Annotated in this window: 7 protein-coding genes; 4 read left to right on the top strand and 3 right to left on the bottom strand. The window is 60.1% G+C overall.

Translation table 11 applies throughout. From position 1 onward, the window contains the following. The 3 genes from APH41_RS21795 to APH41_RS21785 form a co-directional block, all read right to left on the bottom strand. On the bottom strand, positions 1 to 3,824 hold a 3,824-nt coding region (locus APH41_RS21795), incomplete at its 3' end, for a dermonecrotic toxin domain-containing protein (protein WP_371262636.1). 330 nt (positions 3,825 to 4,154) lie between these two features. Next, positions 4,155 to 5,084, bottom strand: a complete 930-nt coding sequence (locus APH41_RS21790) for an AraC family transcriptional regulator (RefSeq protein ID WP_054921441.1) — start codon at positions 5,082 to 5,084, stop codon at positions 4,155 to 4,157. Positions 5,085 to 5,156: 72 nt separating this feature from the next. Beyond that, complete coding sequence (locus tag APH41_RS21785; RefSeq protein ID WP_054921439.1) at positions 5,157 to 6,446, bottom strand: glycosyltransferase; 1,290 nt, start codon at positions 6,444 to 6,446, stop codon at positions 5,157 to 5,159. Positions 6,447 to 6,605: 159 nt separating this feature from the next. Here APH41_RS21785 and tpx point away from each other — a divergent pair, with 159 nt between their 5' ends. The 4 genes from tpx (at position 6,606) to APH41_RS21765 (ending at position 14,838) form a co-directional block, all read left to right on the top strand. Beyond that, entirely contained in the window at positions 6,606 to 7,106 is a 501-nt protein-coding gene (tpx, locus tag APH41_RS21780) for a thiol peroxidase (RefSeq protein ID WP_003190967.1), read from the top strand. 231 nt (positions 7,107 to 7,337) lie between these two features. Then, a complete protein-coding gene (locus APH41_RS21775) occupies positions 7,338 to 8,636 on the top strand; it encodes an MdtA/MuxA family multidrug efflux RND transporter periplasmic adaptor subunit (RefSeq protein WP_054921437.1) in 1,299 nt (432 codons plus the stop codon). Then, the gene (locus APH41_RS21770) at positions 8,633 to 11,734 is read left to right on the top strand and encodes an MdtB/MuxB family multidrug efflux RND transporter permease subunit (RefSeq protein WP_014718694.1); all 3,102 of its coding nucleotides are present in this window, start codon (positions 8,633 to 8,635) and stop codon (positions 11,732 to 11,734) included. The genes APH41_RS21775 and APH41_RS21770 overlap by 4 nt, the downstream gene beginning before the upstream one ends. Then, positions 11,731 to 14,838: an efflux RND transporter permease subunit gene (locus APH41_RS21765; protein WP_054921435.1), complete on the top strand. Its 3,108-nt coding sequence runs from the start codon at positions 11,731 to 11,733 to the stop codon at positions 14,836 to 14,838. The genes APH41_RS21770 and APH41_RS21765 overlap by 4 nt, the downstream gene beginning before the upstream one ends. The last annotated feature ends 110 nt before the right edge of the window (positions 14,839 to 14,948 follow it).

The following is a 14,948-nucleotide window of genomic DNA, read 5'->3' as shown; positions in this document are numbered from 1 at the left end:
TTTAATCGGATTTCATTACTGCCCGCTGGTCGATCCAGGAAGTACTCATACTGGCCGTCTTCAGAGGGGGTAAAGGCAATACTGTTTTTAATTTTTTCAGGCTCGGGTAGATCCTTGAAATCCTTGTACTCACCCAGGGCGTTGAGTTCTTTCGAGGGGCTTTGAATTTCGGCAGGGGCCGCACTTGTTCGTTTCTTGGACGAGCCGAAGCGCTTGGGCCGGTAATCGACTTCGATCTCCTCCCAAAGAGGTTTTTTAATAGTGCCCCAGTTAACATTTACTTTTTTGCCACTCTGTTTTTCCACGTGGGTAAATATATCAACGTCTTTCAGTTGTTTGTTTAACTCCATCTCTGCCAATTCGATAATGTCGGCTTTAGAAAATCTTGGGTACTTTGCCTTGTATTTTGCAAGGGCAGTTTTGTAGATATCCTCAGGGTCTATGCCCGTACCAGATGTGTAACTCACGTCCACTGGGCCTTCATAACCTTTGACCGGCACGCCAGTCAGCGCGTGCAGTTGTGATGCCAGTGAGTTATCACCGCCCTTGGCGGAGTAACAGACCAGCAAACGCACTTCCGGGTAATTCCTGATGTCAATGCCACGGGCGAAAAGCTCATTATTGATGTCTTCAGCCGTAAAGACTTTGTCATTCTCCCCGACAATCAGCGCTCCTTGCTCACCTTCAGGCTTGGCCGCGTGACCGATGATATTCAAGCGTTTAACTTCCTCACCTTTACGATTGTAAGTATCTACATTGGTCTGGATCTCACCGTCCACAGGTGTGATCTTTTCCAGCGGGCCTCCCATTCGAAAGCGTTGTGGCGGCGGGGTAAGGCGTGCATCGCCGTCGATCAATACGCTGGTGTTGGTTGCCGACCTGTTTGAGGTGACGGCTGAAGGCTCCGACAATGAGCGCTCCTTGAACTGGGCGAGCAACGTCGTCAGGTTGACCAGCAGGTCCGTCAGGGCCGCCTCTTTATTTTGCGCGTCATCATCGAGCAGGACGCCCAGGTCATTGATTATGCCCTGGGACTGCATCATCAAGCCGAGCATGGCACCGGGCCCGCGCAATACTGGCAGGACAGAATTGAGCAACAGGAAACCGCCTTCCTTGAGGCTCGCCCAGCGGCTTTGTGCGTCGGATGTCGATTGCTGTCCGGCCAAGGTGATCAAGCTGCGGGCGTTGGCTTCGTACAGGTGGTTTATCAATGTTCCCGCCTGCAGCGTCTGTTGCAGGCGGGTATCCATGGCCAAGGGAATAGTTTTGTTCATCGGGACAGAGCCCAGGTTTAAACCGAATATCACCAGGTTTGGATGTTTGAAACCGTTGCCACTGTAGGTGTTGCGGGTCTGTTCATCAGGCAACCAGGCGAGGATGTCGTTTTGCAGCTTGCCTTTGTTCTGTATGGCTTCCAGCAGCGCCTGGCGGGTTGGAAACTGCATCAACGACGCATCGCCCATCAGGGGGCGGTACAGGATGTGCGGGCCGTTCGTGCTGTCCTTGGGTTCGATCAGATAGGCGCCTTCGACCACATCGGTTTTCCCATTGGCCCGGTTATCGAACGCCAGCGGTCGGATCACGATTTCCTGGCCATCAACGATCCTGGGGCCAGGGCCTGGCTTGAATAGCTCCTGAACGTAGCGAAAACCCGTGGTGTTGAAACCGGACTCTGCCTTGATGCTCAGTTCCAGCGCCTTGAACTGCAGCTCCAGCGGTACCTGCTGAGCGAACAGTGCCTGGCGCCGGGCTTTTTCGGTTTGGTCCTCAAGCAGTTTTTTCCTCAGCAAGTCAGGGTAGGTTTTGCCGATATCAAGGTCGTCGACCAACTGCTTGAGTACGCCTTCTTTCTCTAGCTCCGGCACCCTGACTTTGAAGTCAGAGCCTTTATACTTGAGCCCTGTATTGTAAAAGACCTCAATCTGGCCGCTGGGTAATCCTGACAAGTTATTGAGGAGCATGTCTGTCAGGCTCATGGTCTGGCGGACGATTTCCCCGGCGGTACCCTGTGCCCCATAAGCGACTTTGAAGACCACCTCGAGTTTAGCCGCGGGGTGCGCCGTGAGTTTTTTGCTTCTGGGCAAAAAGTCGAATTGCTGCTGGGCGAACGTGTGGATGTCCTTGATATCGCTGTTGTAGCTGCGGCCTTCGTTCAGTTGGTTGAAACTGGCCAGTCCCAGGCTGAGTTCATGCATGATGAAACGCTCGGCCTCGCCTGCGTTGCTCATCCAGTCGGGCAGTGTGGGCGGCGCCTGCACCGAACTGTCCGGGCCACGTGGGGAGGCAGGGGAAATCAGACTGCTGCCGAGATGCCGATTGATGAGGACGTCGGCCTGGCCATCGAACAGATTGCCGGTCATCTCTTCCTTTGAACCGCCCAGGCTTTCGAGCTCATCCCAACTGTTGAAGGGAGTGATTTTGCCGTTGGGCTCCACCAGCAGCAGGATGTCGCGATTGGCTTGCGCCAGGTAGCGATGAACCACCATGTTCGGTGCGGAGTCGGCCAGGCTGTAGACGGTGGCGCCCGATGAGTTGGGGTCAAGTGGGGCGGGGCGCGTGGCGCCTTCGGGATGCCTCACGACCATGTCGATGGTCTTGCGCTGTTCATCATCCAGGCCGGATTGTTTAAGGCTGGCCAGTTGCAGGTTGCTTTTCAGAATGCGGCTGACCAACGTCCGGTGACTGCCGCTGAAAACGGCACCGGTATCAATGCCCGTGTTGAACGCAGGTTTGGCCCAGTACTCACGCAAATTTGCCTCATAGGCCTGGTTCAGTCGGTCCGGCAGCGCACCCATGACGCCGCTCAGAGCTGAAAAGTCGAGGACTAGCGGAGTGTCGGCAGCGGTGCCTGTGCGTGCCAGTCGATCGGGACGCGTGTCAAACGCCCTGGCGGAATCGAGGAAGTCTGGGGCGTCACCGCCAGTCAGGTAGTCGAAGGCAAGTGCCATCAATTGTGTGCGCTTGGGTTTGGAGGGATTGTCCGGATCGGGCGTTTCAATGGCAATCTGGTTGATGTCGAAATCCAGCCCTGGAGAGGCTTCCTTCAGCCTGTCGCTGAGCACTCGAGCGACCACCGAGTAAACGTTGGGCTCACCGGCAAACTGGCGACGGGCAATATCTGCGACGGGGTCAGTGGTGGCGCTCGAGGTTCCGATCGGTGTGGTGGCCGGTTCTGCGCTGCCGGGCGGCGCCGGCGGCTGCACGACGTCCGGGCGTTGTGCCTGGGGGAACTTGCCAGGCTCAAGCATGACCTGCAGCGCAAGGTTCTGTATGGCTTCATCCCGCATATGCCTGACGTGCTGAACGTCCTGTCGGTGGGGCCGCGCAGCATTGCCTTCAGGAGCAAGTAGCGATGGGAATGTCTTGATATCCTGCAACACCCGGATTTGCTCGAGTGCCTCGGCCTTCGTCGTCGGAACCCTCATGGCGTAAAAAGCACCGACGGCATGGGTGGTGGCGGTGTGTTCGCCGATATACACAATCGGGACGTTGTTCGTAGAGAGTTTGCGCACAACCTCGAAGACGTTGACAGCGGCTTCCTCGAAGCCATCGTCGTATTTGGAAAAGCTGCTGCGTTTGCCGTTAATGGTGCCATCCAGAAATCCGGAAGGCGTTAGTTTCAGGTTTGAAATGTTGATGTTGTTATTCTTCGCAAACGTCGCGAACGGCTCGTTTTTGAGTGCGTGCGTCAGCTGTGACCAAAGCTGCCCGAATGTTGAGTGAGTTGGAATGTCATGGACTGTGCCGAAGGAAGACGGCATGTAACGGCTGGTAGCGTGTACATTGACCTCCTCCATCAGGGCGGTGGCGAGTTTATCTGCCATGTCCGCGTCAGCCTGACTCACCAACGGCTCGGCTGTGTTTCGGCCTTCCAGGGTCACTACACCGGCCGATGGGCTGCGTGGGGTCCGAATCAAGCTGGTTTGCGCGTCCACTGTTGCAGGGGATGGAGGCAAATTTCGGGGCGGGGTGGGTAAGGGCGAGTACGTTGCAATAATGCTCATGGGGGCCTCATGGGTACGATAAGAAAGCGCGTGGTCAGCAACTGACTTGTCACTTTTTGGTCATACACAGGGAGGCGTTCCGCCCCAGCTATTACGGGATGTGATCGGGACAGGCGTGAGAGCGTTCGCCAGATGGCCAGCTTGCGGTTTTTAACTGAAGTGCGAGGCGTCTACCGGCATCAGGTTCTGCTCCGTCAACCGCTGCATCGCCAACCGTCGGTAGTGGGAAGGGGTCATGCCCTTGAGTTGCTGAAAGCGTCGGTTGAAGTTGGAAATATTGTTGAAGCCTGACTCAAAGCACACATCCGTGACGGCCTTGTCACCGTCCGCGAGTAATTCACAGGACTTGCTGATGCGCAGCCGGTTGACGAATTCGATAAAGGTGCGACCGGTCGCCTGCTTGAACACCCGCGAGAAGTAGGTCGGCTTCATCCCCAGGTATTGCGCCACTTCTTCCAGCGGTAGCTCGCGGGCGTAATGTGCAAAGATGTAATCCACTGCCCGGTTGGTGCGGTCTATGCTGTGCTCGTCGGCCAATTGCGGCGTGGTTACGCCGGAGAGCAATTGGTAGTCCTCGCACACGCTCAACACGTCCAGCAAGATAAAAAACTGCCCCAGGCGCGCCATGCCCTTGGCGTCCTCGATGTGTTGCATCAAGGTCATGGCCTGGGTGATGGTTTTTTTGCAGCGAAATTCGATGCCGTACTGCGCGCGCTCCAGCAGCGGTGCGAGGTTCTTGAGTTCAGCAAAAATATGGCTGCCGCTCTCGAACAGGTCATCGGTGAAGTTCACCAGCATGTCACGCTTGGGCACCACTTCGTCTTCTTCCACCTGGCTGATCCAGTTATGGGGCAGGTTAGGGCCGGTGAGGAACAGGCTTTCGGGGTAGAAGTTGCCGATGTAGTCACCGATAAACACCTTGCCGGAGCTGGCGACGATCAGGTGCAGCTCGTATTCCTTGTGGAAGTGCCAGCGCACCAGCGGGCAGGGGAAGCCGTGTTGGCGATAGATGATGGACAGGCCGTTGTGGTCGTCCATTAACTCGTATGAAGGGTCGGTGATGCGCGTTGCTCGGGTCATGCTGCCGTCGCTTTATTGTGATCGCTGCGTAGGATAATGCCCCGTCACGCACGTCCTCGCCAGCAGCAGTGTTTACAGGGTGCGGTTTTTCGCCTCGATCCACTGGGACATGTATTGGGTACTTTTATGCGCGTGGTGGCGCAGCATGCTGCCGGTGAAGTTGTCCCGGCGATGGGCAGCGAGGTCGCGGCGACAGCGTTCCAGGCATTCCACCAAGGCGGCCCCGTGGATGTTCTGGTCATAGCGCCGGGCCAGCAGTTGGCGCCCGTGTTCCTGGGCCCGGGTCCAGCGCTCACGGTCCTGATAAAGGGCCACGGCAGCGGCAGCCAGGGCCGGCGCATCCTGTGCAATCACGCCGGGCCAGGGCTGGTCATCGCCCATGGCCTCGGCGCCGATTGGGGTCGTGACACTGGGCGTGCCGCACAGCATGGCGTCGACCAACTTGCCCTTGATGCCCGCGCCAAAGCGCAACGGTGCCAGGCAGATGCGCGCGGCGGTCATGACTTGCAGCGCATCTTCGGCCCAGTTCATTACATGGAAACCCTGGGCCTGATTGTGCAGGGCGGTGGCCTTGGGCGGGGTGTAGGCGCCGTAGATATGCAATTGGGCGCCTGGCAGTTGTTGGTGGATCAGTGGCCACAGGCGGTGCTTCATCCACAGCACCGCATCCCAATTGGGCGCGTGGCGGAAGTTACCGATGCTGAGGAAATGCGCACGGTCGTCAAAGGGCGCAAATGCGTCGGTGGGCGGTTGCAGCATCAAGGGGCACCAGTGGAGCAGGGCGGCAGGCACCTTGAACTGTTCGGTGAGCAGGCGGATTTCCACGTCGGAGATCATCAAGCTGATGTCACAGCGGTAAATGGCGGCGATTTCGCGTTTGGCCAGGTCGGTGTCGGCCATGCGTTGGAACTCGTCTTCCAGCGCCGGCGCGAACAGGGCGCTGAAGTCGTCGCTGTCGGGTTGGGCTTTCACCTGCTCTTTGAGCCGCTGGTGACGGGCGTCGCGCAGGCTTTGCAGGTCGGAGGTTTCCAGCACGCGCAGGGCGTCGGGGCAGCATTGTTCTACGCGCCAGCCGAATTGCTCCTCCATCATGAAACGGTCGAACAGCACGATATCCGGGGCCAGTTCGCGAATAAAGTCGTCGAAACTGCTGTTATTCAGTTCGATGGTGCGTTCGGCGATCCCGAGTGCCGGCAAGTCGGCCTTGTGCTCGCCAATGGTGGCCGGGCTGCTGAAGGTAATGTCCCAACCTTGCGTAAGAAAACTCTCAAGGATTTGCATCATATGCCCGCCCGCGGCCGAGGAGCGGGGCTCCGGCCAGACGTAACCAATGACCAGGACTTTGGTGACGGGCTGACTCATCGACGACGGTTTCCTTGAAGGGCGGGCGAAAAGCGCGCAATTAAACCACAACCTGACGACATGACAATTTGTGTCTGGCGGTAGGTAGCGTCGGCACTTTGTGGTTAACTTCCGCCTCTCGAATTTGTTTAACCAAAAACCAGCATAAGGATTCCGTTCATGGCTCAAGTCACCCTTAAAGGCAACCCGGTCCAGGTTGAAGGCGAACTGCCGAAAGTCGGCGCCAAAGCTGCAGACTTCACCCTGACCGCCGGCGACCTGTCCAACGCCACCCTGGCTACCTTTGCCGGCAAGCGCAAAGTGCTGAACATCTTCCCAAGCGTTGATACCCCAACCTGCGCCACTTCCGTGCGCAAGTTCAATGCCCAGGCCAACGATGTGGCCAACACCGTGGTCCTGTGCATCTCCTCCGACCTGCCATTCGCCCAAGCGCGTTTCTGTGGCTCCGAAGGCCTGGAAAACGTTAAGAATCTGTCGGATTTCCGCAATGCCGACTTCGCCGTTGACTATGGTGTTTCCATCGCTGACGGCCCGCTGCAGGGCCTGACCGCTCGCGCTGTCGTGGTGCTGGATGAAAACGACAACGTGCTGCACAGCGAGTTGGTCAAGGAAATTGCTGAAGAGCCAAACTACGACGCCGCCCTGGCTGTGTTGAAGTAACTGTTTCTACGTATGACTGTCGTTTGGCAGTAACACGTATGATGCATGATTGCGGCCTGGCCTAGTCCAGGCCGTTTTTATTTGAGCGTCAGCGGTTTAGCGAAATAGCCGGTGGACTAAGATCAGAAGTTAAACGTTGTAAGCCCAAAGTAAATAGCCGGTAAAGGTGCTTTTCTTAAGGCCCCCCAGTGCTTATCTTTCAGCCTCCCAAAGTAGAAGCTCTCGCGCCCAATGGTTGATCACTCCATGCAATCCTCCCCCCGCAACTCCCGCCGCTGGCTGTTTGGCCTGCTCGTGCTGCTGGTTATCGCCGGCCTGTGCTGGAAATTCTGGCCCAGCGGCGCGGCCCATAAAGACGCTCCGGCCGGGCACACGGGTAAAACCGGCATGGCGCGCCCGGGCTTCGGCGGGTCCACTGGCCCAGTGCCGGTGCGCGTGGCCCCTGCAGTGCTGGGTGAGTTCCCGGTGTACTACAAGGCGCTGGGTACGGTCACGGCGCTGAACACCATTAATGTGCGCAGCCGGGTGGGCGGCGAGCTGGTCAAGATCGCCTTCGAGGAAGGGCAAATGGTCAAGGCCGGTGACCTGCTGGCAGAAATCGACCCGCGCAGCTACCAGAACGCCTTGCTCCAGGCCCAGGGCACCTTGCTGCAGAACCAGGCCCAGTTGAAGAACGCCCAGGTCGATGTACAGCGTTATCGCGACCTGTACGCCCAGGACAGTATCGCCAAGCAAACCCTGGACACCGCCGAAGCGCTGGTGTTGCAGTACCAGGGCACGGTCAAGACCAACCAGGGCGCGGTGGACGACGCAAAGCTCAACCTGGAATTCACCAAAATCCGCGCGCCCATCAGCGGCCGGGTCGGTTTGCGCCAGCTTGACGTCGGCAACCTCGTCGCCGCCAACGACACCACCGCCCTGGCGGTAATCACCCAGACCCAGCCAATCAGCGTGGCCTTCACCCTGCCGGAAAATACCCTGGAAACCGTGCTGGCTCGTTACCACGCCGGTAACAAGTTGCCCGTGGAAGCCTGGGACCGTGGCGACGTGAAAAAGCAGGCGGTCGGTGTACTGCAAAGCCTGGACAACCAGATTGACGTCACCACCGGCACGCTGAAGTTCAAGGCGCGTTTCGATAACAAGGACCAGGCGCTGTTCCCCAACCAGTTCGTCAATGTGCACCTGCTGGCTGATACCTTGAAGAACGTGGTGCTGGCGCCATCTGCGGCGATCCAGTTCGGCAACAATGGCACCTTTGTCTACAAGCTCGACGGCGACAAGAAGGTCAAGGTCCAGCCCTTGGTGGTAGGTGACACCGATGGCGAAAACACCGTGATCAAGGAAGGCCTGGTCGCTGGCGACCGCGTGGTGCTGGAAGGCACCGACCGCCTCAAGGACGGCAGCGAGATCGAAGTGGTCAACGCCAGCAGCGAGGTGCCGACCACGCCGACCGAGCACCTGCAAGGCAAGCCCGCAGCGAAAGGGGAGACCGGGGCTGACGCCGGCAAGGCGCAAAAGGTCGGTTCATGAACCTGTCGCGCCTGTTCATCCTTCGCCCGGTCGCCACCACGCTGAGCATGCTGGCCATTGTCCTGGCCGGCATCATTTCGTACCGCCTGCTGCCGGTGTCGGCGTTGCCCCAGGTGGATTACCCGACTATCCGGGTGATGACCCTGTACCCCGGCGCCAGCCCCGATGTGATGACCAGCGCGGTCACCGCACCGCTGGAGCGCCAGTTCGGGCAGATGCCCGGGCTGACCCAGATGGCCTCTACCAGCTCCGGCGGCGCCTCGGTGCTGACCCTGCGTTTCAACCTCGACATCAATATGGATGTGGCCGAGCAACAGGTGCAGGCCGCGATCAACGCCGCCACCAACCTGTTGCCCAAGGATCTGCCGGCGCCGCCGGTGTACAACAAGGTCAACCCGGCGGATACCCCGGTGCTGACCCTGGCAATCACCTCCAAGACCATGTTGCTGCCCAAGCTCAATGATTTGGTCGACACCCGCATGGCGCAGAAAATCGCGCAGATCAGCGGTGTCGGCATGGTCAGCATCGCCGGTGGCCAGCGCCAGGCCGTGCGTATCAAGGTCAACCCCGAGGCCCTGGCGGCCAATGGCTTGAACCTCTCGGACGTACGCGCCCTGATCGCCGCCTCCAACGTCAACCAGCCCAAAGGTAACTTTGACGGCCCCACCCGCGTTTCGATGCTCGACGCCAACGACCAACTGGTCTCGCCCGAGCAATACGCCGAACTGATCCTGGCCTACAACAATGGCGCTCCGTTGCGGCTCAAGGATGTCGCGCAGATCGTCGACGGCGCTGAAAACGAGCGCCTCGCCGCCTGGGCCAACGAGAACCAGGCCGTGTTGCTCAATATTCAGCGCCAGCCGGGCGCCAACGTGATCGAGGTGGTAGACCGTATCAAGGCCCTGCTGCCGAGCATCACCGACAACCTGCCGGCCGGCCTGGACGTGACGGTGCTCACCGACCGCACCCAGACCATCCGCGCCTCGGTCAAAGACGTACAGCACGAGCTTCTGATCGCCATTGCCCTGGTGGTCATGGTGACGTTCCTGTTCCTGCGCCGGGTCAGCGCCACGATCATCCCGTCCATCGCCGTGCCGCTGTCCCTGGTGGGCACCTTTGGTGTGATGTACCTGGCCGGATTCTCCATCAATAACCTGACGCTGATGGCCCTGACCATCGCCACCGGGTTTGTGGTGGACGACGCCATCGTGATGCTGGAGAACATTTCGCGCTATATCGAGGAAGGCGAGACGCCGATGGCGGCCGCGCTCAAGGGCGCCAAGCAGATCGGTTTCACCCTGGTGTCCCTGACGCTGTCGTTGATCGCGGTATTGATCCCGTTGCTGTTCATGGCCGACGTGGTCGGGCGGCTGTTCCGTGAGTTCGCCATCACCCTGGCAGTGGCGATCCTGATTTCCCTGGTAGTGTCCCTGACCCTCACGCCCATGATGTGCGCGCGCCTGCTCAAGCGCGAACCCAAGGAAGAAGAGCAGGGCCGCTTCTACAAAGCCAGCGGCGCCTGGATTGATTGGCTGATCGAAGCCTACGGCCGCAAGTTGCAGTGGGTGCTCAAGCACCAGCCGCTGACGTTGCTGGTGGCGATCGCCACCCTGGGGCTTACGGTGGTGCTGTACCTGGTGGTGCCCAAGGGTTTTTTCCCGGTGCAGGACACAGGGGTGATCCAGGGTATTTCCGAGGCGCCGCAGTCGATTTCCTTTGCGGCCATGAGCCAGCGCCAGCAGGAACTGGCGAAGATCATTCTCGCCGACCCTGCGGTCGAGAGCCTGTCGTCCTACATTGGCGTGGATGGCGATAACGCCACCCTCAACAGCGGCCGCTTGCTCATCAACCTCAAGGCTCACGGCCAGCGCGACTTGAGCGCAGCCGAGGTCATCACCCGCCTGCAACCGCAGATTGACAAGCTGGTGGGTATCCGCCTGTTCATGCAACCGGTGCAGGACCTCACCATCGAGGACAGGGTCAGCCGTACCCAGTACCAGTTCAGCATGTCCTCCCCGGACGCCGAGTTGTTGGCGTTATGGAGCGGCAAGCTGGTACACGCCCTCAGCCAGTTGCCGGAACTCACCGACGTGGCCAGTGACCTGCAGGACAAAGGCTTGCAGGTGTACCTGGTGATCGACCGCGACGCGGCCTCGCGCCTGGGCGTAAGTGTCTCGACCATCACCGATGCGCTGTATGACGCCTTCGGCCAGCGCCAGATCTCCACCATCTACACCCAGGCCAGCCAGTATCGAGTGGTGTTGCAGGCCCAGTCCGGCGAAACCCTCGGCCCGGCGGCCCTCAACCAGATCCATGTGAAAACCACTGACGGTGGTCAGGTACGGCTGTCGAGCCTGGCCCATGTGGAACAGCGCCAGGCGCAATTGGCAATTGCCCATATCGGCCAGTTCCCGGCGGTGATGATGTCGTTCAACCTGGCGCCCGGCGTAGCGTTGGGCAAAGGCGTGGAACTGATCAACCAGACCCAGAAGGACATCGGCATGCCGGTGGGCGTGCAAACCCAGTTCCAGGGCGCGGCCCAGGCGTTCGAAGCCTCGTTGTCGAGCACCTTGCTGTTGATCCTGGCGGCGGTGGTCACCATGTACATCGTGCTCGGTGTGCTCTATGAGAGCTACATCCACCCGATCACTATCCTATCGACCTTGCCGTCGGCGGCGGTGGGGGCCTTGCTGGCGTTGCTGCTCAGTGGCAATGACCTGGGCATGATCGCGATCATCGGCATCATCCTGCTGATCGGTATCGTGAAAAAGAACGCGATCATGATGATCGACTTCGCCCTCGACGCCGAACGCAACCAGGGCCTGGACCCGCAGACCGCGATCTACCAGGCCGCGCTGTTGCGCTTCCGGCCCATCCTGATGACCACCCTGGCTGCCTTGTTCGGCGCGGTGCCTTTGATGCTAGCGAGCGGCTCCGGCGCCGAACTGCGCCAGCCCCTGGGCCTGGTGATGGTCGGCGGGTTGCTGGTGAGCCAGGTGTTGACGCTGTTCACCACGCCGGTGATCTACCTGTACTTCGATCGTCTTGGCCGGCGCTGGCGCAAAGAGCCACAACGCCTGGAGCCGGTTGAGCCATGAACCTGTCCGGACCTTTCATCCGCCGGCCGGTCGCGACCATGCTGCTGAGCCTGGCGATCATGTTGCTCGGTGGCGTCAGCTTCAATTTGTTGCCGGTGTCGCCATTGCCGCAGATCGACTTTCCGGTGATCGTGGTGTCGGCCAGCTTGCCCGGCGCCAGCCCCGAGGTGATGGCGTCTACGGTGGCCACGCCGCTGGAGCGCTCATTCGGCGCGATTGCCGGTATCACCACCATGAGCAGCTCGTCGAGCCAGGGCTCTACCCGGGTGATTCTGGCGTTCGATTCCGACCGCGACATCAACGGGGCGGCGCGGGAAGTGCAGGCGGCCATCAACGCGTCGCGCAACCTGCTGCCCAGTGGCATGCGCAGCATGCCCACCTACAAGAAGATCAACCCGTCCCAGGCGCCGATCATGGTGCTGTCGCTGACCTCCGACGTGTTGCAGAAAGGCCAGTTGTACGACCTGGCCTCGACCATTCTGTCCCAGAGCCTGTCCCAGGTGCCGGGTGTGGGCGAAGTGCAGATCGGCGGCAGTTCGCTGCCGGCGGTGCGCATCGAACTGGAACCCAAGGCCCTCGATCAGTACGGCGTCGCCCTGGACGATGTGCGCAACACCATCGCCAATGCCAACCAGCGCCGGCCCAAAGGCTCGCTGGAAGACAGCGAGCGCAACTGGCAGATCCAGGCCAACGATCAGTTGGAGAAAGCCAAGGACTATGAGCCCCTGCTGATTCGCTATCAGGATGGCGCAGCCCTGCGTCTCAAGGACGTGGCGAAGATCACCGATGGGGTGGAAGACCGCTACAACAGCGGTTTCTTCAACAATGATTCGGCGGTGTTGCTGGTGATCAACCGCCAGTCCGGCGCCAACATCATCGAAACCGTGCGGCAGATCAAGGCGCAGTTGCCGGCGTTGCAGGCGGTGTTGCCGTCCAGCGTCAAGCTCAGCCTGGCCATGGACCGCTCGCCAGTGATCACTGCCACCCTGCATGAGGCGGAAATGACCCTGCTGATTGCCGTGGGGCTGGTGATCCTGGTGGTGTACCTGTTCTTGGGTAACTTCCGTGCTTCGCTGATCCCGACCCTGGCGGTGCCGGTGTCGCTGGTGGGCACCTTTGCGGTGATGTACCTGTACGGGTTTTCTCTGAACAACTTCTCGCTGATGGCGCTGATCCTCGCCACCGGTTTGGTCGTGGACGATGCCATCGTGGTGCTGGAGAACATTTCCCGGCACATCGACGACGGCGTGCCACCGATGAAAGCCGCCTACCTGGGCGCCCAGGAAGTGGGCTTTACCTTGCTGTCGATGAACGTGTCGCTGGTGGCGGTGTTCCTGTCGATCCTGTTCATGGGCGGCATTGTTACCAACCTGTTCCGCGAGTTTTCCATCACCTTGTCGGCGGCGATCATCGTCTCGCTGATTGTCTCGCTGACCTTGACACCCATGCTGTGCGCTCGCTGGTTGAAGCCGCATGTGAAGGACCGGCAGACCGGTTTGCAGCGCTGGAGCCAGAAGATCAACGAGCGCATGGTCGCCGGCTACGCCACCAGCCTGGATTGGGTGCTGCGCCATCGGCGCCTGACCTTGCTCAGCCTGTTCGTCACCGTGGGCGTGAATATCGCGCTGTACGTGGTGGTGCCCAAAACCTTCATGCCCCAGCAGGACACCGGCCAGTTGATCGGCTTCGTGCGCGGTGACGATGGCCTGTCGTTCAGCGTCATGCAGCCGAAGATGGAGATCTTTCGCCAGGCGGTGCTCAAGGACCCGGCGGTGCTCAGTGTGGCCGGCTTTATCGGTGGCAACCAAGGCACTAACAACGCAGTGATGCTGGTGCGCCTCAAGCCGCTTGGCGAACGCAAGATCTCCGCCCAGGCGGTGATCGAGCGCCTGCGCAAGGAGGTGCCGCTGGTGCCGGGCGGGCGCTTGTTCCTTATGGCCGACCAGGACCTGCAGTTCGGGGGCGGCCGCGACCAGACCAGCGCGCAATATTCCTACATCCTGCAAAGCGGCGACCTGGCCGCGTTGCGCCTGTGGTACCCGAAAGTCGTGGCGGCGATGCGTGAGTTGCCGGAGCTGACCGCCATCGACGCCCGCGAAGGCCGCGGCGCGGCCCAGGTGACGTTGATTGTCGACCGCGACCAGGCCAAGCGCCTGGGCATCGACATGGACATGGTCACGGCGGTGCTCAACAACGCCTACAGCCAACGGCAGATTTCCACCATTTACGACAGCCTCAACCAGTACCAGGTGGTGATGGAGGTCAACCCCAAATACGCCCAGGACCCGATCACCCTCAACCAGGTGCAGGTGATCACGGCCGACGGCGCACGGGTGCCGTTGTCGACCATTGCCCACTATGAGAACAGCCTGGCCGACGACCGCGTCAGCCATGAAGGCCAGTTCGCTTCGGAGAATATCGCCTTCGACATGGCGCCCGGGGTCACGGTGGAGCAGGGCACGGCGGCTATCGAGCGTGCGATTGCCAAAGTCGGGTTGCCCGAGGATGTGATCGCCAAGATGGCCGGCACTGCCGATGCGTTCGCCGCGACCCAGAAAGGCCAGCCGTTCATGATTCTCGGCGCGCTGGTGGCGGTGTACCTGGTGCTGGGTATCTTGTATGAAAGCTACATCCACCCGCTGACCATCCTGTCTACGCTGCCGTCGGCCGGTGTCGGTGCGTTGTTGGCGATCTACCTGCTCGGGGGCGAGTTCAGCCTGATCTCGCTGCTGGGTTTGTTCCTGTTGATCGGCGTGGTGAAGAAGAACGCGATCCTGATGATCGACCTGGCGCTGCAATTGGAGCGCAACGATGGCATGAGCCCGCTGGAGTCGATCCGCAGCGCCTGTCTGTTGCGCCTGCGGCCGATCCTGATGACCACCCTGGCCGCGATCCTCGGTGCCTTGCCGTTGCTGCTCGGCAGTGGTGATGGTGCGGAGATGCGCCACCCGTTGGGCCTGACCATTATTGGCGGCCTGGTGTTCAGCCAGGTTCTGACCCTTTACACCACCCCGGTGGTTTACCTTTACCTGGACCGCGCGCGCCATCGCTTCAACGCCTGGCGCGGCGTGCGTACCGATGCTGCCCTGGACACTGCGCTATGACCGACTCAACCCAATCCCTCGTAGCTGCGGGCCTGCTGTGGCGAGGGAGCTTGCTCCCGCTGGGCTGCGAAGCGGCCCCCAAAAAGCCTGGGAGTGCTTCGCCCTCCAGC

Source organism: Pseudomonas sp. NBRC 111138 (assembly GCF_001320835.1).
GTDB classification, from domain to species: domain Bacteria; phylum Pseudomonadota; class Gammaproteobacteria; order Pseudomonadales; family Pseudomonadaceae; genus Aquipseudomonas; species Aquipseudomonas paracarnis.
Note: the sequence above shows the minus strand (reverse complement) of the source record. Positions and strands in the feature narration are given on the sequence as shown.

What these genes read in the sequence shown, in the direction of transcription:
- APH41_RS21790 (WP_054921441.1), bottom strand. Translation starts at nt 5,084, where the DNA reads ATGACCCGAGCAACGCGCATCACCGACCCTTCATACGAGTTAATGGAC.
- APH41_RS21785 (WP_054921439.1), bottom strand. Translation starts at nt 6,446, where the DNA reads ATGAGTCAGCCCGTCACCAAAGTCCTGGTCATTGGTTACGTCTGGCCG.
- tpx (WP_003190967.1), top strand. Translation starts at nt 6,606, where the DNA reads ATGGCTCAAGTCACCCTTAAAGGCAACCCGGTCCAGGTTGAAGGCGAA.
- APH41_RS21775 (WP_054921437.1), top strand. Translation starts at nt 7,338, where the DNA reads ATGGTTGATCACTCCATGCAATCCTCCCCCCGCAACTCCCGCCGCTGG.
- APH41_RS21770 (WP_014718694.1), top strand. Translation starts at nt 8,633, where the DNA reads ATGAACCTGTCGCGCCTGTTCATCCTTCGCCCGGTCGCCACCACGCTG.
- APH41_RS21765 (WP_054921435.1), top strand. Translation starts at nt 11,731, where the DNA reads ATGAACCTGTCCGGACCTTTCATCCGCCGGCCGGTCGCGACCATGCTG.